At 39.0% G+C, this 21,633-nt stretch carries 15 protein-coding genes; 9 read left to right on the top strand and 6 right to left on the bottom strand.

The features are described 5' to 3' along the window. Position 1 precedes the first annotated feature (1 nt). The 3 genes from LB467_RS03295 to LB467_RS03305 all read left to right on the top strand — a co-directional run bounded on the left by LB467_RS03295 (position 2) and on the right by LB467_RS03305 (position 5,637). Positions 2 to 2,398 (top strand): GumC family protein, encoded by a 2,397-nt coding sequence (locus LB467_RS03295; protein ID WP_224472594.1) that lies wholly within the window; start codon positions 2 to 4, stop codon positions 2,396 to 2,398. A gap of 872 nt (positions 2,399 to 3,270) precedes the next feature. Next, complete coding sequence (locus LB467_RS03300) at positions 3,271 to 3,669, top strand: endonuclease domain-containing protein (RefSeq protein WP_224472595.1); 399 nt, start codon at positions 3,271 to 3,273, stop codon at positions 3,667 to 3,669. Between the two features lie 609 nt (positions 3,670 to 4,278). Continuing rightward, on the top strand, positions 4,279 to 5,637 hold the full coding sequence (locus LB467_RS03305) for a capsule assembly Wzi family protein (RefSeq protein ID WP_224472596.1): 1,359 nt from the start codon (positions 4,279 to 4,281) through the stop codon (positions 5,635 to 5,637). A 44-nt stretch (positions 5,638 to 5,681) separates the two neighbouring features. Here LB467_RS03305 and LB467_RS03310 read toward each other — a convergent pair whose 3' ends face one another. After that, the gene (locus LB467_RS03310) at positions 5,682 to 7,751 is read right to left on the bottom strand and encodes a S8 family serine peptidase (protein ID WP_224472597.1); all 2,070 of its coding nucleotides are present in this window, start codon (positions 7,749 to 7,751) and stop codon (positions 5,682 to 5,684) included. Between the two features lie 253 nt (positions 7,752 to 8,004). Between LB467_RS03310 and LB467_RS03315 the strand changes: the two genes are divergently transcribed. Continuing rightward, positions 8,005 to 8,841, top strand: a complete 837-nt coding sequence (locus LB467_RS03315) for a helix-turn-helix domain-containing protein (protein WP_224472598.1) — start codon at positions 8,005 to 8,007, stop codon at positions 8,839 to 8,841. Positions 8,842 to 9,129: 288 nt separating this feature from the next. Continuing rightward, positions 9,130 to 10,716, top strand: coding sequence for a hypothetical protein (locus tag LB467_RS03320; protein ID WP_224472599.1), 1,587 nt, complete (start codon positions 9,130 to 9,132; stop codon positions 10,714 to 10,716). 60 nt (positions 10,717 to 10,776) lie between these two features. On the opposite strand, the gene LB467_RS03325 is transcribed toward LB467_RS03320, so the two are convergent. Next, entirely contained in the window at positions 10,777 to 11,634 is an 858-nt protein-coding gene (locus LB467_RS03325) for an endonuclease/exonuclease/phosphatase family protein (RefSeq protein ID WP_224472600.1), read from the bottom strand. Positions 11,635 to 11,832: 198 nt separating this feature from the next. Next, positions 11,833 to 12,591 (bottom strand): potassium channel family protein, encoded by a 759-nt coding sequence (locus tag LB467_RS03330; RefSeq protein WP_224472601.1) that lies wholly within the window; start codon positions 12,589 to 12,591, stop codon positions 11,833 to 11,835. A gap of 346 nt (positions 12,592 to 12,937) precedes the next feature. Here LB467_RS03330 and LB467_RS03335 point away from each other — a divergent pair, with 346 nt between their 5' ends. Continuing rightward, positions 12,938 to 14,146 carry a CapA family protein gene (locus tag LB467_RS03335; RefSeq protein ID WP_224472602.1) on the top strand — a complete coding sequence of 403 codons (1,209 nt, stop codon included), beginning with the start codon at positions 12,938 to 12,940 and terminating at the stop codon, positions 14,144 to 14,146. A 767-nt stretch (positions 14,147 to 14,913) separates the two neighbouring features. Continuing rightward, on the top strand, positions 14,914 to 15,060 hold the full coding sequence (locus LB467_RS03340) for a hypothetical protein (protein ID WP_224472603.1): 147 nt from the start codon (positions 14,914 to 14,916) through the stop codon (positions 15,058 to 15,060). A gap of 115 nt (positions 15,061 to 15,175) precedes the next feature. On the opposite strand, the gene LB467_RS03345 is transcribed toward LB467_RS03340, so the two are convergent. Both LB467_RS03345 and LB467_RS03350 read right to left on the bottom strand, forming a co-directional pair. Next, positions 15,176 to 15,529 carry a type II toxin-antitoxin system HicB family antitoxin gene (locus LB467_RS03345; protein WP_224472604.1) on the bottom strand — a complete coding sequence of 118 codons (354 nt, stop codon included), beginning with the start codon at positions 15,527 to 15,529 and terminating at the stop codon, positions 15,176 to 15,178. After that, on the bottom strand, positions 15,529 to 15,780 hold the full coding sequence (locus tag LB467_RS03350; protein WP_224472605.1) for a type II toxin-antitoxin system HicA family toxin: 252 nt from the start codon (positions 15,778 to 15,780) through the stop codon (positions 15,529 to 15,531). The genes LB467_RS03345 and LB467_RS03350 overlap by 1 nt, the downstream gene beginning before the upstream one ends. A gap of 388 nt (positions 15,781 to 16,168) precedes the next feature. On the opposite strand from LB467_RS03350, the gene LB467_RS03355 reads away from it, so the two are divergent. Next, complete coding sequence (locus tag LB467_RS03355; protein ID WP_224472606.1) at positions 16,169 to 17,023, top strand: alpha/beta fold hydrolase; 855 nt, start codon at positions 16,169 to 16,171, stop codon at positions 17,021 to 17,023. 2 nt (positions 17,024 to 17,025) lie between these two features. Further along, a complete protein-coding gene (locus tag LB467_RS03360) occupies positions 17,026 to 18,615 on the top strand; it encodes a PAS domain-containing hybrid sensor histidine kinase/response regulator (protein WP_224472607.1) in 1,590 nt (529 codons plus the stop codon). A 330-nt stretch (positions 18,616 to 18,945) separates the two neighbouring features. On the opposite strand, the gene LB467_RS03365 is transcribed toward LB467_RS03360, so the two are convergent. Beyond that, complete coding sequence (locus tag LB467_RS03365; protein WP_224472608.1) at positions 18,946 to 21,375, bottom strand: hybrid sensor histidine kinase/response regulator; 2,430 nt, start codon at positions 21,373 to 21,375, stop codon at positions 18,946 to 18,948. Positions 21,376 to 21,633 lie beyond the last annotated feature (258 nt).

Below are 21,633 nucleotides of genomic sequence, written 5' to 3' on the forward strand. Positions count from 1 at the left end.
TATGTCCCAAGAACAACCTACATACAACCGCCCCCAGGAAGAAGAAATCAACCTAAGGGAAGAACTTGATAAATACCTTAAGTACTGGCCCTGGTTTGTAATTGGAGTGATCCTTTGCGTACTTATTGGCTTTATTTATTTAAAATATACCACGGCGCAATATAATACCACCGCCAGTATAATTATCAAGGATGAAGAAAGCAAAGGCCCCTCTTCTGAAATGGCTGCTTTTGCCGATCTCGGTTTTATGGGCGGCTTGGGAGCCAGTAGTATCGAAAACGAAATCGGTATCCTTAGATCTAAAACTTTAATGACTAAAACAGTTAAAGCACTTGATCTGAATATTACCTATCACGATGAAGCAGGAGTGAAATCAAAGGAGCTTTATACCGCCTCCCCTTTTAAAGTAGAGGTACTGCAATTAGATGAAAAAGGATTAAGTAAAAACATTAAAGAGGAGCTTGGAAATCGTTTTCTGATTATACCCCAATCAAAAAATAAATTTACACTAAGAAATACCGAAACAGATAAAAGTTTTGACGGTGAATTCGGGAATGTAATCAATATTGGTTTCGCCGATATTACAATTGCAAGAACGGCTATTGAACTTGAAGAAGACCTGGAAGTTAGTGTGCAGTTTAGTCCTGTAGAAGCTGTTGTTGGAAGATACCGGCAAGGAGTTCAAATTAATTTAACCGATAAAAATTCGAGTCTTTTGGAATTGACTCTGGTAGATCCGGTTACAGAAAAAGCCCAGGATATATTAGACCAGCTTATTTTAGAATACAACCGTCAGGCTATTGAAGATAAAAACCTGGTAGCTACCAATACCGCTTCTTTTATAGATGAACGTTTAAGTATCATTAACCAGGAACTGGATTCTGTTGAGGTCGGAAAAGAAGAATTTAAAGAAAGCAATCAACTCACCAACATAGAGGCCGAATCAACATTATTTATAGAAAACGCCAGCGATTATAAAAAACGTCAACAGGAAGTCGGCACCCAATTAGAACTTGCCAACGCGATGCTGGATCATATAAAAGGTAACAGACCCTCTGACCTTTTACCGGCAAACCTGGGAATTGAGGAATCGGGGGTGAACGATATGATCAAGGAATACAATACCCTTGTTTTAGAAAGAAACCGAATATTAAGTGCTTCTACTGAAGAAAACCCGGTGGTCTTAAGATTGAATTCTCAAATAGAGCAGATGCGAGGAAATGTATTGCAAAGCCTGGAAAGAATGAGGAGTAACTTACTCATAGCCCAGGAAGACCTGGACAGGCAGGCTGCAGTGATAGGATCACAAATTTCGGCAGTTCCGGGGAAAGAAAGACAATACCGGGGCATTGAAAGGCAACAGAATATTAAAGAAGCCCTTTATTTATTTTTACTGGAAAAAAGGGAAGAGAATTCTTTATCTCTCGCCGTAACCGCGCCTAAGGCGAAGATTGTAGATAGTGCCTATAGTGATGCTGAACCGGTTTCTCCAAAGTCAAAAATCATTTTATTGGCTGCTTTAATTTTAGGTTTACTTATACCTTTCCTAATTATCTACGCAAAGAATTTATTGAATAATAAGATCACAGACAGAACCGATATAGAAAATGCTACTAAAGAAATACCTATAATCGGTGAGATACCAAGGATTTCAAAAAAGGAAGATGATCTAATTATGGTTAATGACAGATCGGTCCTTGCTGAAGCCTTCAGGATTATGGTTACCAATCTTCAATACCTTTTGGTAAATGCCAGCAATAAAGAAAAGGGAATTAAATTATTCGTAACCTCTACCGTTAAAGGGGAGGGGAAAACCTTTACTGCTTTTAACCTGGCCATTACTTTTGCCAATATGGGCAAGAAAGTTATTATTATTGGTGCCGATCTAAGAAATCCGCAATTGCAACGTTACGAAACCGATGCCCGCACATATTCCGGGGTTAGTGATTATTTGTATAATAGCGAGGTTCAGGTTCAGGATATTATTGCTACAGCCCAGGCCAATGAAAAACTGGATATTATAGCTTCGGGGAATATTCCGCCAAATCCATCGGAACTTTTAAGAAGTGAACGAATGGCAAAGCTTTTAAATGAGTTAGAAGGAATATATGATTATATAATTGTAGATACGGCACCTGCAATGCTGGTAGCTGATACCTTCCTGATAAATAAATATGCCGATTTAACTCTATACGTAACCCGTGCAGGATATACTGAAAAGAGATTACTTGGTTTTGCTGTAGATGCTAAAAACGATGGGAAGTTACATGATGTGAGTTTTGTACTTAATGATGTGCAACTTGCCAATTTCGGCTATGGCAATAAGTATGGCTATGCCTACGGAGAAGAGAAGAAATCCTTTTTTAAAAGACTTAAGGATAAAGCAGCGATTTTTTAAATAAGGAGTTGTTTGGTTCCAGTTTGCCTTTAATCGACAATTGGAGTGTACCTATTTAAGTCGGGATGTATTGAGAAATAAGGTTGATCCATTAATTGTTTTGGGGTTTTTGAGAACAATTATGTCATCCTGAATTTATTTCAGGATCTAACATGATAGAACCTGAACCAAGTTCAGGTTGACGATAATTTCAGTGGACGAAACTACGCACAGCTTCCTGCCCATTTAGGGCTATTTTTTAGTTCATTAGAGGAATCGATAGCTGACGTGACAATCTTTTAATATGAGCTCCGAGAGTTATAGAAACTGTAAACGGTTTAGAGTTTGAAGTTTGTAGTTCAAAATGCTCGTCAGTTCGAGTGGCGGTATTTGAGCGAGAGTGAAAATAGCGCTGTATCGAGAACTATTTTAAAGTCTTTTTTTCTGACTCTTTTCTCTTCCTTCTTTTCGTCATTGCGAGCGATGCAGGATCGATGCAATCGTTTGATTGTAAGAATGTTATGAGTTATCAATTGTGATTACTGAGTTTTCCGCTTGGTTTAGAGCCTGAAAAATCCATCCTCCCCGACCCTAAAGGGAGTGGATTTTTCTTCAAAAAAAACAATATTTCCTTTATACAGCGGAAATATTTAAATTACATCGCTTTTCCCGCCTGCCTTTATAACTTGTCCTGATTTTATATCGGGAGCCTGTGCCATGTTTAGTTTGGGAGCTAGGTTTTAGGGCGTAAAAAATCAGGAAATTTTTGATTTTCAATACTACTGGTGAAAGTTCTAAATGGAGAAGTATTTTACTTAATTACGGCATTACTTTTCCCGCCTCCCTTTAGGGAAGGGGTCAAGCGGGAAGGAATAAAACAAATACTATATATTTTGAAAAAGGATCATCCTGGATATAATAAAAGCATGTGGAAGGGAGCTCCTCTGGAGAATTTTGCTATTGCCAGGAAATTAAGGCAGAATATGACTTCTTCCGAGAAAATGTTATGGGAGCATTTAAATAATAATCAATTAGGTTATAAATTCAGGAGGCAGCATCCATTACAATCCTTTATTGTTGATTTCTATTGTCACCAATTTAAATTAGTAATTGAAATTGATGGCGGTTATCACAACAGTAAAAAGCAAAAAGTCGCAGATCAGGAACGCGAAGAATTACTTCAATTTCAGGAGTTACATATATTGCGGTTTACGAATGAAGAAGTAGTTGAAAATATTCAAAAAGTTATTGAGCAAATTCTGAAAAAGATGGATGAATTGAAAGTTTCGTAACGTTCTTTATTCCTTTGGTACCCGATACCTAAAAGAAATAATCTTTTACCCCTCATCTATGGATAGAAGGTATTTTTTGAAGCAATTAATTTTCCGCCACCCTTTAGGGTTGGGGGAGGGCGGAAAAAGTTCAAGAGATTTTTTCTGCCGCAGTAATTACTTGAAAACCCGTTGCTAATGGGAGAAGCCTTTAAGTTGTTTTCGTCATTGCGACATAGGACCGCGGCAATTTTTTGTCTTCAGTTCTCTGTTTTCAGTTATCCATTTTTTGTCCAGGATTGGTTTAGATCTTACTGCAAACTGAGACTGTTCACTGTAAACGGTTTAGAGTTTGAAGTTTGTAGTTCAGAATGCTCGTCAGTTCGAGTGGCGGTATTTGAGCGAGAGTGAAAATAGCGCTGTATCGAGAACTATTTTAAAGTCTTTTCTCTTGGCTCTTTTCTCTTGTTTCTTTTCGTTATTGCGAGCGACATAGGACCGCGGCAATCTTTTGATAGGAGTTTTCCTGCCAACTGAGACTGCTCACTGCGAACTGAAAAGCGGCAATCTTTCGATTTAAAAACGCTTTCTCTACTAATACTATTTAACCAAATCATATCATCACCATCAATGAAAAAAATGTTTTTTCTAAGTCTCCTTTGCTTAACATCCTTCAGCACTTATGCCCAATGGGATTTTTCCGGTTCTGTTAATTTGAATACTTATATACATGAAGGGGCAGCAGAAAGACTACCTTTCTGGATGTACCATAATCAAAGGGGGCGTGTTTCCGAAGACACTCATGTTTCCGGTTGGATCTCGGGAAGGACTTTTAATGAATTTAGCAATGGAAATTCACTGGAGATTGGCGCCGGTGTCTTATACCAGGATGGGATTAAAGATGAAATTTTTCTGGATGAGATCTATGCGGCTTTTAATACCGACTGGCTTGAAGCTGTAGTTGGCCGCAGGCAGGAAAAAGAACTGTATAAAGGTTTAAGCGCCACCAACGAAAGTATGCTATGGTCTATTAATGCCAGGCCAATGCCGGGAATATCATTGGCTACTAACCGTACTATTTTCTTTAGTCCGGAATCGGCTTTTGGTTTTGAAGCCAGCTGGAGTGAATATTTAATGGGGGAGGATCGTTTTGTAAAAAATGCCCGACTGCATTACAAGCATATAAACTTTGTTTATCAACCTAATCCTGATTTTCAGATAAAAGCCGGGATTCGTCATTTCGCTCAATGGGGAGGTGATTCCCCGAAAACAGGACAGCAACCTGAAGGATTTTCTGATTATATAAGAATGGTTTTTGGGAGAGAAGGTGGAGAAAATGCCGTTGGAGGTGACCAGGCAAATGTGTTAGGAAATCATTTAGGTACTTATGAACTGGAAATAATAAAAAGGCTTAATCCGGAACTTGAGCTTAATTTTATCTATAATCATATGTTTGAAGACGGATCCGGTAGTCGCTACGCTAATTTCCCCGATGGAAGATATGGGGTTTTCCTGGATTTTGAAAATAACCGCAGGTTAATTAATGGCATTCTATACGAGTTTTTCTTTACCCGAAACCAAAGTATCAATGCCGGTTCCCCTCATGGAGCAGATAATTACTTAAATAATTTTTTAACCTATCATTCCGGTTTCACTTATGAAAGCAGGATTATAGGACTTCCCTTTTTTACCTATGACGAAGAATTAGATCAGGTGGTAAACAATAAGTTTGCCGCCCACCATTTGGGGATTTCAGGAAATTTTTCTAATTATTTTGTGAGTTATCCCTGGAAACTCTTATTAAGTTTTTCTCATAATGAAGGGAGGTATGGTCAATTTTTCAATCCAAATCAGGATGTTTACTCCGGCCTATTTGATATTAAACTATTACAATCTTTTGTCCAGTTAAATGTTCAGTTTGGTGTTGAGGTCAGCAATGTGGCCAAACCGCTTTATGGAGCCGGTCTTAATTTGAGCAAGCAGTTCTAATTAGGGGCAGCTTAAATTCCAACCTGCTCTTCGAAAAAAAGAATTTAAAACTGGAGGCTAATCTCATTAGAACAGGTAACTGTTCCTGCTTCACAGATCTGATAGCTCAGGGATCCGCTGCCGTTAAAATTGGTGACATCTGTAAAGCTTCCTGTATTTTCCACAGTTGCTATAAGCTTACCGTCCCGGTAAATATCTGTCATTGCTGAAGTTCCAGAAGGACTCCAGGCCAGATCGGCATTCCATCTTCCTTTCACTTTATATCCCTCTCCCGTGAGCAGAATATCACTCGGTACAGGCTCTTCTGCAGTTACTGAAATATTTTTTGAAATACTGCCGGTGTCCCCTGCATCATCTGTAACAGTAAGTGAGACACTATAGGTTCCTGAATTTGCATAGGTGTGGGAAGGATGCTGGATAGAGGAGGAATTACCGTCTCCAAAATCCCAGCTCCAACTGGTTACAGAACCATCAGCATCTGTACTGGCATCTGTAAATTGAACCTGTAATAAATTTGTAGTATATGTAAAATCGGCTTTGGGTGGTTCATTCGTTATACCACCTCCATCATCTCCGCTACCATCGCCATCACCAAAGATCACCGTAATAACTTCAGAGCAATTGGTATATCCGGTTTCACATACCTGATAGGTATATTGCCCATCCTTACCTTTAGATTCGGTCATTAAATGATGGCCATCATTATAAAGTTCTGGAATAATTAATTGTCCATTTCTATAAAAGTCAACTTGATATGCCTCAGTAACATTCCAGGTCAGATCAACTTTTTGTGTTCCTTTTTCCCTGTAAGCCACTGCTTCCAAAATTACAGGGACAGGAGCAGGAGACACAAAATTAACAGGTTCCCATAAGCTATGAACCAAATTATTGGTGCCGGATGGGACATTTGAAATCGCATTGGGAGTTGCATTCAATAATATAGCAGATTGTACCTCAGCGGGTGTTGCTTCCGGATTAATTTCAAGATAAAGTGCCATTACACCGGCTACGTAAGGTGCGGCTGCAGATGTGCCACTGAAATAGCGGGAAGAGGTATCGTCTAGTTTTGAAGCGGTTTTTGTATATAAACCCGGTCCAAAAACATCTATGCAATCCCCATAATTAGAAAAATATGCCTTTTCATTTTTAATATTACTTGCCCCGGCGGTAATGGCTGTTTTAACACGAGCGGGCGAATAATTGCAGGCGTCATCATCCTGATTGCCTCCGGAAACGGCAAAATGAATGCCCGTTTCGATAGAGGTGCTCACCGCAATATCCACAGATTCGGAATCGCGATATCCAAAACTGGCATTTACAATAGCAGGTTTCACAGCGTTTAGCGTTACCCAGTCTATTGCAGATATTACCGTGGAAGCAGTAGCCCTGCCCTTACAGGAAAAGACCTTAACATTAACCAGGTTAACATTTTTGGCTACGCCATAATTTAAGCCTCCAATTATACCCGCTACCGGTGTGCCATGACCATAACAATCTTCACCCGGTTCCATAACAGGATCATCATTTTCTGGATCCTCAACTGAAAAATCATAGCCGAATGACGCCCTATTTCCAAATTCTACATGCGTATCTCTTAAGCCAGTATCAATAACGTAAACAGTAACACCTTTACCTGTAGCGGTATAGGCATATGCACGATCCAAATCTCCATCCCGTTGGTCTATCCTGTCAAGGCCCCAGGTTACATTTTCCTCTACAACAACAGTGTTATCCAAATGAAAGTAATGATCCTGTTCAATATGTTCTACACGTGGATCTTTCTTCAATTCCCTGACCTGCTTATCTGTTAATTCCGCAGCAAATCCCGTAAGAGTATTTTTATAGGTTCGGTTAACCCTGGCTCCCGGTTTCTTATTTATTTCAAGAGTTAGTTTCTCCAAAATGCTGGCAGCCTTTGAATTCTTCACAGCCGGATCTCCGGATACCAGAACAATGTAATGTCCTTCAATTAATGTGGAATCCATAGAGACTGTTCCATCCGAAACCAACACTTCTTCGTGTTCAAATATTGCGTCTTCACTGCAAGAAAATAAAATCAAACAGCCTGTGAAGACTAATAATAAATTTCTGAAATTAATTTTTGAATACTCCATAATAGTAAAGCTTAATTGACCCGATGTTAGAATCGGGAATATGATAATTGATTTATTTTTTATCCTTCTGAACTATATAGGGAGAGTTCAAAGATGTTGTGGAAAGGGGTGGGGCTTATCGGTATTTTTAATCCTTTAGGTACTTAGCGGAAAACTTTTAATATTCTTGTAAGTCTCTTAAAATTAATATCTTATATATTTTTTAAATTGTAAAATTCGGACATGAAAGACAAAAATTCTCTAATCAAAAACCATGATTAAACATCTTGCGAAAAAAGTGGGCTATACAATACCGGAAAACCTGCAAAGTTTTGTAATAAATATTATCAGTAGTGAATCTGATAAAGAAATGGATATAAGTATTCCGATTTTCGCAACGGGCTTCCCTTTAATGCTAAGTATAACCGGGGAAGAACCAACCTATACTGTAAATGATTACCGTTATAAAACAAACTCCCGTCTAATGGTAGCCGGACAAATTTATAATGCGCGGGTGGTTTTCACGCAAAAAGGAAAAATAGGGAATCTGGGGATCACCCTGCATCCCACTGCCCCCTATTACCTCTTTCATAAATCGGGAGCTTTTTTTAATAATAAATGGATAGGTTTTGAAGATTTTACTACAGATTCCTGTGGCAATCTTATGGACAGGCTTGCTCTTTGTACCGATTCAAAGCAAAGGGTGTTGCATATCCTGGAGTTTCTCAAAAAACTTGAAGAGAACCGGCTTCCGAAAATTCAGTGGCTTGATAGTTCGCTATCAAAAATCTTTGAGAAAAACGGAATTATTAGCCAGGAAGATTTAATAAATGAAGCCGGGGTTAGCTTGAGACATTTTAGAAGGGTATTTAAAAAAGTAATAGGCGTTCCTCCAAAATATTTCTGTAAAGTAATTCAATTGAATACGGTTTTTCAACTTCTAATTAATTCTCCCACAGAAAAAATGCACCTCCTCGCTCTGGATTGCGGGTATTTTGATCAGGCTCACTTTATAAATGATTTTTATAGATTAATTGGAAATACCCCTGGAAAGTTCCTTAATGGTAAACTCGCCCACTTAAAAGAATATATGGGAAGACCCGGAATTTGAATTGAAGAAATCATATCTTTTCCAAATTCAGTAACACCGGAAACCGGTCTCTGCCTGAAATATGCAGCTTGAAATTTCACGACCTTTCTTCTCTTACTCTAATGAGTTTTTGCGTCAGATAAGTAATGATCAAAGAAGCTTAATATCATTTTATAAATAATTCAACGAAGTCAATTTTTTGCAAAGCAGAGAGCAAATGTTAGATTTTATATTCCATTTCACCATTCCGTAATGATTTATAAATCACTAAATTGAGGAGAACTTTATTCATTATAAACAACAGAGAGTTTGAAGAAGAGCAGAAGACTTTACCGGACTTTTTACAAGCTTGAAGAGCAACTGGAAATACCCATGTTTATTCTTGCGCTGGTTTGGCTTTATTTGTTTATCATAGAACTTGTCCAGGGCTTAACTTCATTCCAGGTAACGCTTATTTACATCATTTGGGGTTTGTTCATCCTGGAGTTTGTATTAAAAATAATCCTGGCACCTCGAAAATTCAGTTTTCTTAAAAGTAATTGGATCACAGTTATTGCCCTTTTGGTTCCTGCTTTAAGGGTCTTAAGGATTTTGAATGCCCTCAGAATACTTCAATCTGTAAGGGTGATTAATTCCACCAGGATAATTCGTGCTATTACCTCAGGCAAACGCTTCTTTAGTGCGCTTAAGGAAGCACAGGGGCCTCAACCGGAGCCCGAAATGGAAGTAGGAATCCTTATTGCCTTCAGCACAAAACAAAATAAGGAGTCACTTATACATTATGCAAAACAACTGGTACAGGATGTAGAGCTAGAACTTAAAGAAAGCACCGGGATAAACTGGTTTTTTGATATAATAGATGCTACAAGGCTTGAGAGCGACCGTTCAAGATACCCATCTGCATTCCTGGATGCTGCCAGCCAGAGAATGGCTGAAGGTCCATACGACCTGGTAACGGTAATAACAGATATTGGTATTATGTCGAGAAGGAACAATCTTGTAGCGGGCCTTTCTTCTTCAGTAACAAGGATTATCGTCCTCTCTACAAGGAAACTTACTTCCACTGGCCGAAATAAACCAAGACTGGAGCTAATGGATACCAGGGTGAGGTTCAACAGTGCAAATTTTTTTCTTCACCAGATCGGTCATTTGCTGGAACTTGAGCATACTTCTCCGGCAGGTAGTAAGATAATGGGCGCCAGATCTTTTAACGAGGAATTAAATAAAATTCCTTCTTTTAATTCTGAAGAAAAAGTAAAATTAAAAAAGAACGCGGTAAAAGCACCCGATAGGGAACTACGGGATGCGAATGACCTGGAAACTTTTATTTTTCACATTCTCATGACCTTCAGGCATTTGAAAATATTTTTCAGGCCTTTGCTTAAAAACAGGGCGCTTTTGTTACCGCTATCCTTACCGGGTCTTGCTACCGCTGCCGTTGCCCCGGCCATAATCCTCATTTTTACTGCAGAAATTTGGGATGTGGGCCTTGGAATGACTAATGGGACAGCTGCTTTTTTTGCGGTAATAAGCATTATGCTGGCGAGTTTTTATCTTGTGCGTGTGCAATCTCTTTTCCTGCCAAGAAAGGAAAAAAGAATACTTACTGAACATCTTGCAGTTGCCAACAGTGTAATTTATTTTAGTATTTTCCTGGCGTGTATTGGACTCTTCCTGCTGGTAGGCATCCTTATGATGATTATTGAACTCTATGTTTTTCCACCGGATCTTATGCAAACCTGGCCTACGCTTAATAAACCTGAAATTCTTCTTGAAGATAAAATACGGCTTGCCGTTTTTATTAGTACTGTGGGAGTTACTACAGGAGCCTTAGCGGGAGGGCTTGAAAGCCGGACTCTTATCCAGCATCTTGCCTTATTTCGAAGTAAGGAATGAGCATGCAAACTAAATATTGCCGATTCTAATACGGCTTGAAAATTTACATAATATAAATAACTATTTAAGTACAAGCCTTGCATACAGGGGGAAATGATCTGAGCCGTGTTTTGGAAGCCGCTCAAGTTCTACAAGGGCAAACTCCTGCGTAACAAAATAATGATCTAAAGGCCAACGTAGTATGGGAGATGTGGCATCAAAGGTATTATAGAGGCCACGGCCAATTCTTACATTTTTTAAATTTCCTTTTTTACCGAACATCCTGGAAGTGTAAGACCAGGACACGTCGTTGAAATCACCTGCAACCATTGAGGGCAGTGAATCTGCGGCTACTAATTCCCCGATTTTTAATAAAGCAATTTCCTCCTCACCAACATTGTCTGGATATATACTGCTGGGAACAGGAGCAACAGGATGTACAGCATGTAAAATAAAGGAACTGGCGGAAGGAAGTACAATTTTTGCGTGAAAAGAAGGGACGTCTTTATTCTTTAAAAATCTTATCTTTTTGTTTTCCATTGGAAATTTAGAATATAATGACATTCCATAGGCGTTGTCTAAAGGGTATTCCATTTTGTAAGGATAGTTTTTTGCAAAAACCTGTAGCTCCTTCAACCACCAATAGTCTACTTCCATTGCGAGAAGGATGTCGGGATCCCTCTGTTTTACCATCCCTATAAAGTCATCAGATTTCCGGTTGCTTATCAAGACATTAGCTATTAAAATGTCAAAAGAGGTTTCAGCTCTTAGTTGCTCTCCATCATGATCTGGAACAGGTTTTTCGCCAAACAGGTAAGGATAAATTAAACTACCGTGAATAACAATGACCGCCAATAAACCTGAAAGGAGAAAAAAGGAAGCTATGTTCCACTTCCTGTTAAATAGGCCGAAGAATAATAAAAGTAAAATTCCTAGCAAAAAGTACTGCAGTCGCGGGAAATCAAGAATCTTGGAATACCAGAACGAGAGATTATAAAAGAGGGATAATAGCGTTATAACTATTAGTACAGTGCTAAAAAAAATCAGTAAATAAAAAAGGATTTTCCGCAGAGCCTGCATAAGCATTATTTTTTAGTAGAATTTAAGCATTCCGGATAAGTTTTAAATACAAAATCGTTAATCTTCCTGTTCCTGCTTTTGTTCCCTTCTCTTTTGTTCCGTTACAGCGTTGCTGTGTTCTAAATCTCCTGAACTACCTTCTTTGCGATTTTCCAGTGATTGCAGACTTTCTATTTTGCCATAGAGAATTATAATGTCCCCTTCTTTAATCTCAGTTTTGCCTTTAGGGGCTCCAATATAATTTCCATCCAGGCGCCTTACTCCCAATACCCGAACCCCTTCGGCATCTAATTCTAACTTTTCCAAAGTTTTATTCGTTAGCCAATCCTCTTTTTTCACTTTGATTTCAGATACCCGATAATTCTCTTCCAGATGCAGTAAATTGTAGTAATCTTTTACTTCAAGATAAGTATAGCGGCTCAAAGCTTTATCAATCAAAAAAGAAAGTTTTCGATCAATAAATTTGCTGCGCGAAAGAGCAATAAGGAGCAACAAGCCTGAAAAAAGCACAATAATTTCCGTAGAGAAAAATCCTGATTCCTCTATAGATATAAAACTGAAGATTACTGAGGATATGGTGGTAATTATTCCTGCATTACCCATAAAAATGAGAACAGTGAGAATTTTTCTTCTCACGGGGTTATTAACTACCAACTCAGATTCCTGAGTGGTAAAGCCTACTCCCATATAAGCAGATCTTGCCTGGAATTTAGCAGCCTCTTTAGAAAGACCGGTATGGATGAAGGCTATTGTTCCAATACGGGTGGCAAGTATTGACAATGTAATGATTACCAATAAAGAAATTATAGCGGTCATCTGGGACTTTTTTACAGTTTTAAGAGCAACCAGGATTACTATAGCGTCAAAAACCTGAAGTTTCTTTTATTTTTTATTCCTATCTTAAAGTTAAGGGCTTTAGGAAGATATGAAAATTAAGTGAACTTTAATTGCTGAAAAAATTAGAAACTTATGGCACTTCATACCCTTACCGTTTTTATTAAGAGGGTGAAGAAAAATTTAGAGCATTCAGGAGCAAAGCGAGGATCGTAAAAAGCAACAGCTAATTTCAAAGCTTCGCTAAACATTCGCATTATTTAACACATTCGGCCTTGCTGTTTTTTTCCTTGTTGTTTAACTTATAATTAGCAACAAAAACTTCAATATGAAGCAACAGCTAAAAATTCTAATCTTCGGGATACTGGTTTCCGTTTTCGGATTTTCCTGTAATTCCCAAAGCAAACATACTATGGATCTAAAGGAAACTTCAGAAAACACCTTGAAATTATTTCTTTGCGGAGATGTGATGACCGGACGCGGCGTGGACCAGGCCCTGCCCAATTCGGTAAATCCTGTGCTTTATGAATCCTATATCAAAGATGCACGGGATTATCTGAAACTGGCCGAAAGAGAAAGCGGAAAGATCGATACGCCATTAAATTATGACTATATCTGGGGCGATGCCCTTAAAGTCTGGAAGCAGGAATCCCCCAGGTTTCTGCTCATTAACCTGGAAACAAGCATTACCACTAACCAAGAAGCCTGGCCCCGGAAAGGGATACATTACCGTATGCATCCTGAGAATGTGAAGGTGCTGACAGCTGCAGGGGTTGGCCACATCAGCCTCGCCAACAACCACGTTATGGATTGGGGACACCAGGGCCTTATAGAAACCATAGAAACTTTGGAAAAAGCAGGGATCGCCTATTCAGGTGCCGGAAGGAATGAAATAGAAGCAAAAAGCCCTTCAATTCTTGAATACGATAGGGGTCGACTCCTAGTGCTGTCTTACGGATATCACAATAGTGGGATCCCACCGGTTTGGGAAGCCGCAGAAGAAGTTCCCGGCGTGAATCTTTTGCACCAATTAAATGAAACAGAATTGGAAAACATCACAAAGAGAATTCAAGGTTTGAAAAAGGCCGGAGATGTTGTGGTGTTTTCAATACACTGGGGTGGAAACTGGGGTTATGATGTACCTTCAAAGCACAGGGATTTCGCTCACCGCCTGATAGATGAAGCCGGAGTAGATCTTATTTACGGACATTCTTCTCATCATCCTATGGGGCTGGAGGTTTATAAGGAGAAACTAATTATCTACGGAGCCGGGGATTTTATTAATGACTATGAAGGCATAAGCGGTAATGAAGAATATCGGGGAGAATTAACGTTGATGTATTTTCCGGAGGTTGACATAGAATCCGGAAAATTGCTATCCCTGAAGATGATCCCGATGAAAATAAAGAAGCTCCGACTTAATCACGCCAGCAGGAACGATGCTGAATGGCTTCAAAAAACCCTGGATAGGGAAGGAAAGGAATTAGGAACCGGCCTACGGTTAGAGAAAAATAATTCGATTTGGCTGGAGTGGTGAAGCCCCAAGCCCCCAAAGGGGAGTTTAGAACTAACATGAAAACGTTTTATTCGTTGTAAAGCACTCTCAACTTTTGTACGTCATCCTGAGACCCGTGATAAAAAAATTACCTAGCGTAGGGAAATGACAGATAAATATGATATTACTGAATTTATTATGGAGGCTCAAATATATTGGTATTCTGTTCTTTTTCCATTGATGAAATAGAACCAATGCCGAGGCTTCGGGACTAGGCTTACGAAAATGAATCTAAATTTTTCGTTCGATGTTTAAATTTTCTGAACTCGCGAGCAAAATATGAGTAATGAGACAAAGACGTGTCGCTCAAACCCGCCTGACCGTACGGGCAGGCAGCAGAAAATTTAAACGACATCTCACTTCAAATTTTACGATCAATTTTCGATAGGCCATTTAAATTTTCTGCTAAATATTTTATACCTACTCTTTAACTCTCTAATAAATAATAAAAATGGTTGCATTTTGCTTTTGGTCGAGCATAGCGAGTTCTAAACTCCGTGTGTGAGTGTAGGAAAATCAGCAGCGTTAAAAATTTTTGAAAGCTTGTCCTGAGCGGAGTCGTAGGGCCCTGGAAAAAATTTAGCTGCTGATTTGCGATTTTTTATGCCTCCGACGACCAAAAGGGAGAGGAAGGCAGTTACCAAAAAAACACCTCCACATAGGGCGCCCTTCCTGCGCGTCCGTTTAGTCGGGTTTTGTTTCGTTTTACTTGTATCCGACTAACGCAGTGAGAGGAATACACGCAAAAAATGAAAAGAGGAATTTCCAAACCAGGTAAGTTTCATTTTGAACTGGATTCAAATATGCTATGGAAACTAAGAGATGCCTGTGAAGGAATTGGCAAACAGAACGAATACGATACCCATTCATATAGGAAAAGGGCGAAAAATGAGTGACCATACGTACTCGCGGGATGAAATGAAAAAATTATTAAAGGAATAAATTTTATCCTTAGGTTTTCAATCTAGGCTATATGGATAAGCTACTTCCAGATTTAATCTTAAAAAAATATTACTTTAAAACTGTTTCCTCATTATCAACGGTGAAGTCCAGGGCTTTATTAATCAACTGATTGAGGTTTAATCCCTTTTTGGCGGCCAGCATAAATAATTTTTTATGTGTTTTTTTATTTACCCTTACATTAAAATTCCCCTTAAAAGTCTTATTAGGCTCCTTTTTTATCTCCTTACAGGTTTGTAAATAATCATCTACAGATTCCTGAAAATTATTTTCTAATTCAGAAACTGATTCTCCTTCAAAAAGAATTAGATCATTTATTCCCTGGATTTTTCCAAAGAAAACTTTATCGTCAGCACTAAACTCAACAGTACCTATGTATTGTTTATACTCTAAGTAGTTTTTCATTACAAATCCAGTTTTTCAATTACTTGTTCAATAATATATCTCTTAACGATATTCTGAGGATGTGGTTTATGAGCTATTATAACATCCCGGTCTTTTTTTTCATTTATGAATTTTCTTCTGGAGCCTCCTGTCTTTCCTTTATTCTTAAGTTCAAAATATCCATAATGATTAAGTACTTTAGAAAACTCTTCCCAGGTCAAATCCTTGGGGATAGTCAAAAATTTTTCAACAAGTTTTTCAATTTTAGACATAAACAAAGATACCAAATGTTTTTGTAACTAAAATATAGTTGCAATTTTTTAATAGTAATTTCGAAAGTGTAAAATAACCTGATGTGTGTGGTTTGACCCTGGCCAGCGACAGCGGACTGGAAAGTGCTTTGGCTTAAGTATTCTCAGTAAAACAAATAACTTACTAAAAAGGCGTACTTAATTTTTAACTCTGTTTTCAAAATTCAAAGTTCAGGTTTCAGGGTTTGTAAAAAAGAAATAAGAATTAAGAGTTATCACGCAAGACATTTTTTTCTATAGAAACTTGAATTTAGATTAGAATTTCAGATTAAACCTTGGCCCTCTTTCACTCCGGAAACTAATGTTGCAAAAGTTTTCCCTTCCTTTTTATTTCTGCATAATAATCCCTATGTTTATCGTTTTTGATATAGCCCTAATTACCATGGAAATAAAGGAGACTCCGGCGCTAAAAAGGAATAATGTAAAAGTATTTGGCAATGGGACACAACCTATGCTTTTTGCTCATGGTTATGGCTGTGACCATAATATGTGGAGGTATATATACCCCGCTTTTGAAGAAAACTACCAGATTATATTATTCGACCATACGGGTGCCGGCAATTCTGATGAAAGACAGTATTCATTTGAAAAATATGATACTCTGGAAGGATATACAGAAGATATTCTGGAAATATGTGAAGAACTAAACCTGCAGGATGTGATCTTCGTTGCTCATTCGGTTAGTTCTATGATAGCTGTTCTTGCGGCAGTAAAGGAACCAGGCAGGTTTTCGAAACTTATTCTTATAGGTCCTTCTCCACGTTATATAAATGACGACGACTACTATGGCGGCTTTAATAGTGAAGATATTGAAGAACTAATGGAGGCGCTGGACAGCAACTATCTGGGCTGGGCTGCTCAAATGGCTCCTGTGATAATGGGCAATAGAGAAAGTTCAGAACTGGGAGAAGAGCTTACAAATAGCTTTTGCAGTACAAACCCGGCAATAGCTAAACATTTCGCCCGGGTCACGTTCCTGTCTGACAATCGCCAGGATTTGCAGTTTGTGAAAGTGCCTACTCTTGTGATGCAAAGTTCAGAAGACGTAATTGCCCCGAAAGAAGTAGGTGAATATGTACACAAAAATATAACCAACAGCCAGTTTAAGATCTTAAATGCTACCGGGCATTGTCCCAACTTAAGTGCTCCGGAAGAAACCATAGCAGTAATTCTCGAATTCCTGAACCAGCCTACAAATGCATAGGAATGGATAAAGATTTTCTTCACAACATTCCGGAAGAGTCTGCCGAAAATCTGTATGAAAATTCTCCGTGTGGCTATTTCTCTTTTTTGGCAGATGGCACTATTTTCAGGATAAACAAGACTTTGCTAAACTTGTTGAATTATAAAGAAAAAGAAGAAGTTGCAAAGGTGAAAAAGATCCAGGATCTGTTGAGGATTGGTGGGAAAATCTACTTTGAAACTCACTTTTTTCCCCTGATAAAAATGCAGGGGTTTGTAAAAGAAATGAATGTTGATCTACTAAGAAAGGATGGTAGTTATTTTCCTGCGCTAATTAATGTCAACCAGATTTCTTCCACCCAGGGCAACTCTACGATCTACAGAGCATCTGTTTTAGATATTACCGATAGGAAAAAGTATGAAAAGGTTCTTTTAGAAGGCAAGAGGAAAGCCGAAGAGGCATCGAAGGCAAAAGCCGAATTCCTTTCTACTATAAGCCACGAGATACGTACCCCGCTTAACGCTATAGTTGGGATTGGAAATCTTATCCAAAAAACATCCCTTGATGACGTTCAAAAAGAATATGCAAAGATTCTTCAGCTGTCTTCTGACAATCTGCTGGAGCTGGTTAATAATCTTCTGGATCTAAGTAAGCTGGAGGCAGACATGGTGAAACTGGAAGAAAGAAACTTCAGCTTAAAAGAACTTCTGGAAGTACTGTTTCATTCCTTTAAAATGCGTGCTCGGAAAAAAAATATAGAACTGAAAAAGGATTTTCCAAAGGATCTGCCGGAACATTTACTGGGAGACCCCGTTAAACTTAATCAAATCCTGACTAACTTACTGGGCAATGCTTTAAAGTTTACCAAGGAGGGTTATATAAGGTTAAAAATTAAAGAACTGAAAAGTAACGATGAAGCTGTAGAACTCCAATTTACTGTTTGTGATACCGGTATTGGTATTCCTAAGGATAAACTGAATATCATTTTTCAGGAGTTTTCACAGGCCAGTTATGATGTGAACCAGGAGTTTGGCGGTACCGGCCTGGGCCTTACCATAAGCCAGAAGCTGCTTCAAATGCACGGCAGTCAATTACATGTTTCCAGCGAGGAGGGAAAGGGATCAGAATTCAGCTTTGCCTTAAAGTTTAAATTTTCTACAGAAACATCCCCCAAGGGAAGAAAAACACCCCGACTTAAAGAGTTTTTGGCTAACTCTGGCGCCAGGGTGCTTGTAGTGGACGATAATTCCGTAAACTTGCTTATCGCTTCCAAATACCTGAAGGGCTGGGGCCTTGCCCATGAAACAGTTGCATCGGGGGAAGCAGCAATACAGGAGGTAAAGGAAAGTAAGTATGATATTATTCTAATGGATCTTCATATGCCTAAAATGGACGGTTACGAAGCTTCCATTGAGATATGGAAAATATGCCAGGAACCTCCTCCGGTAATTATTGCACTTTCCGCTTCCGGGCGTGGGGACGTTAACCTTAAAATGAAAAGAGCAGGTATAAGTGCGTATGTTTCAAAACCTTTTGATCCTACTGACCTGCAAGAGGTTATGGTTGAATACCTTAACGACAGGAAAAGCGATCCCAGGACCACAAAGAAGTGAGAGCTTACAGGGATGCTGCCTTATCTTTTAAATAAGCAGTAAATATAAAATCTGCAGATATTCCTGCTGCCAGAAAATAGCTGCTAAAAGGCTTAAAACTTATGAAATGAGCATAACGAAAAGGCGATACAAACACCGATGAAGATATGCGAATTACATATGACCATTGAAAAATAATAAATATCTACATATGAAAAAAGTTACTTATTTTCACCCCTTTTGTAACTGCAATGAACGCACAAACGCGGGTGACTTAAAAAGCCGGGTATAAGGTTTTCGGAAGCTAAGGACCAGTCGCCAATTGTGTGAAATGGAAAAGGTTATAACTTCCTAATTAACCGGTCTTGAAACCTCTTCAAGCAATGCTGTGATCTTCATATAAAGCTTGTCCTTGTTCACCGGTTTAGCAAGGTAATCGTTCATTCCAATGTCTTTCACCCGCTGTTTAGTGCTTTCCATGACATCTGCCGTTACGGCGATTATGGGGATATTCTTATTATCCATACCGGCTTCTCCCTTTCGTATGGCAATACAGGCCTCATAGCCATCCATAACGGGCATTTGCAGGTCCATTAAAATTAGATCAATCTGCTGTTCATGTAATTTCTCAAGCCCTTCAGCCCCGTTATTGGCAAAACATACCCTGGTGCCTTCCCATTTCGTAAGTATCGTTTTCAGTACCATGCGATTAATAGAGTCGTCTTCTACCACCAGGATATGGCTGTCCTGCAGATCATAGCTATCAACGGGAAACTGTTTTGACGGGGCAGCCGGTTTTGGAGCCAGGGGATAAGAAAGGCTAAGGATACAGGTAGTACCGGTACCAAAGTTGCTTTCCATATGGATCCTGCCCTTATGCATATCTACCAATACCTTTATGATATAAAGCCCAAGACCAAGGCCTCCATATTTACGCTTATTATTGATGCTGTCCTGGGTAAGCGATTCAAATATGGTCTCCATTTTTTCTGTAGCTATTCCAATTCCGGTATCGGTTATCTTCAGGCTAAGCTCCAGGGTGTTTCCGGCTCCTTCACGGGTCTCAAACTCTAAGCGTATACTGCCTTCCGGAGTGAATTTCACGGCATTGTCCAGGAGGTTGTTTACAATTTGTGCCAGGCGGTTTGCATCACCAATTACAGGCCCGGTTATATTGTTTTGCGCGTGAAATTCAAAAGTGAGCCCTTTTTCTTCAGCCTGGTTCTTATAGCTTAATCGTAGTTGTTCCATGATCTCCATAAGATCAAATACCTCGTTCTCAAGTTTCAGTTCCCCTTTCTCTATTTTTGAAAAATCCAGGATGTCATTAATAAGGTTCAGTAGACGTACCGAGGAAGCCTTGATCACATTTGAAGTGTTTCTTGTTTTCTCTTCCTTAGCTTCATTTGCCATAGTATCTGCAAGTCCCATAATAGCATTAAGCGGGGTGCGCAGTTCGTGGCTTAAATTGGATAAAAAATAAGATTTTAGCTCATTCATTTCCTTAAGCCGAATTAGCGCCAGGTTTTGCAGTTGTTCTTTTTCAGATTTAAGTTTTTTGATTCTGTTTGCCATGGAGAGGGACAGGAAGATAATTTCCAGACCGGTTCCAAGTTTTGCACTGTTCTGGGTTAGGAAGGTATTGGGAAGAACACTAAGATTGTTTAGAATAAAGATCACAAACCCCATGATGAGGAAAAAGATACCCGTAATGAAAAATTTGTCTACTGTTATTTTTTTGGAGACCAGGATAACAACCGAAACCACTATAGCCACAAGTACTCCCAAGCCCAATAGGTTTACAGAAGGATATGAATATTCCAGCAAGCCCGGTATAAACAGTACTGCAAGTAGCAGGAGCCCAAGGCCAATATAAATCGCTTTAAAGATAATGGGCATGATACTGTTGCTTTGGCGTATGTTTAAATACACTTCAGAATATCTGCCCAGAAATCCGCCGGAAATTATAGCAAACAACACCACGGCATGATTGGAAAGCCAACCGCCCCCGGGTCCAAAATATTGGAAAAAGTAGCCATCCAGGGAGAATTGCAACAAGCCTACGGTAACTACGTACATACTATAATACACGAAACTCTTTTCTCCCAGCGCAAAAAAGAAAAACAGGTAAATAATTGCAGCGATAAATAAGATTCCGTAAAAAATTCCAAACACCAGTTGCTCGATATAGGTGATTTTAAGAAGGCTGGAAGCATTATGCAGCAGAAGAGGTAAATTCAAAACTTCCCCGTCATTTTCATAATGAATATAAATATCAAGGGTTTCTTCGGAAGGTAGGTGTAGTTCAAAAATCGTCTTGCGGTGATCAAAACTGCGATCGGCAAAAGCCATTTTATCCCCGCTTTGTTGCAACTGGATTTCGCCTGAAGCTGAAACGCTGTAGAAGTCTACCCCATCTGTGATAGGCCTGCCGGTCTCAAGATAATAGGTGAGGTGTTGGGAAGTAGTATTCGTGATACTGAATTTTACCCAATAATTTTCTTTTGTAAATCCAATATTAACATTTTCAGAATCCAGGGGTTTAAAAGCAAGCTTATCCGGATTGTCCCTTATTTCCTCAAGAGTATAAACTTCCTCACCCGCATTGGCAAAAACTGCATACTCGTGCAGACTGGCAGCTTCACTAAGCGGCCCGGCTGGATAAGGATCACGATCCCTATTTTGGGCATTTACCTGAAATGAATAGAAGATCAGGAAAACCAGGCAGCACACATATCTTATAAGGCGCAAACCTATGCCGTAGGGTAAGTAAGGGGCCATTACTTTTTTATTTAGCGGGTTTGTAGAGAGGAAAGATATTGATTAATTTATAAATCAAAAAAAAATAAATTTCAGACACTTTAAAAGAAATTATTATAACAGGGCCTTCATTCTGAATTAGCCGCTATAAACGGGAATGGAAAGAAAAGCCCCAGCTTCTGAGCAGGCAGGTTCAAAAGAGAACGAACTAGCCTAGTTTATTAATGGAAAACCTGTTATGTGAGGGCTTGGAATTGCATCCTTAGTTACCATCAAGTG

It is taken from the genome of Salegentibacter tibetensis, assembly GCF_020164485.1.
GTDB lineage: Bacteria > Bacteroidota > Bacteroidia > Flavobacteriales > Flavobacteriaceae > Salegentibacter > Salegentibacter tibetensis.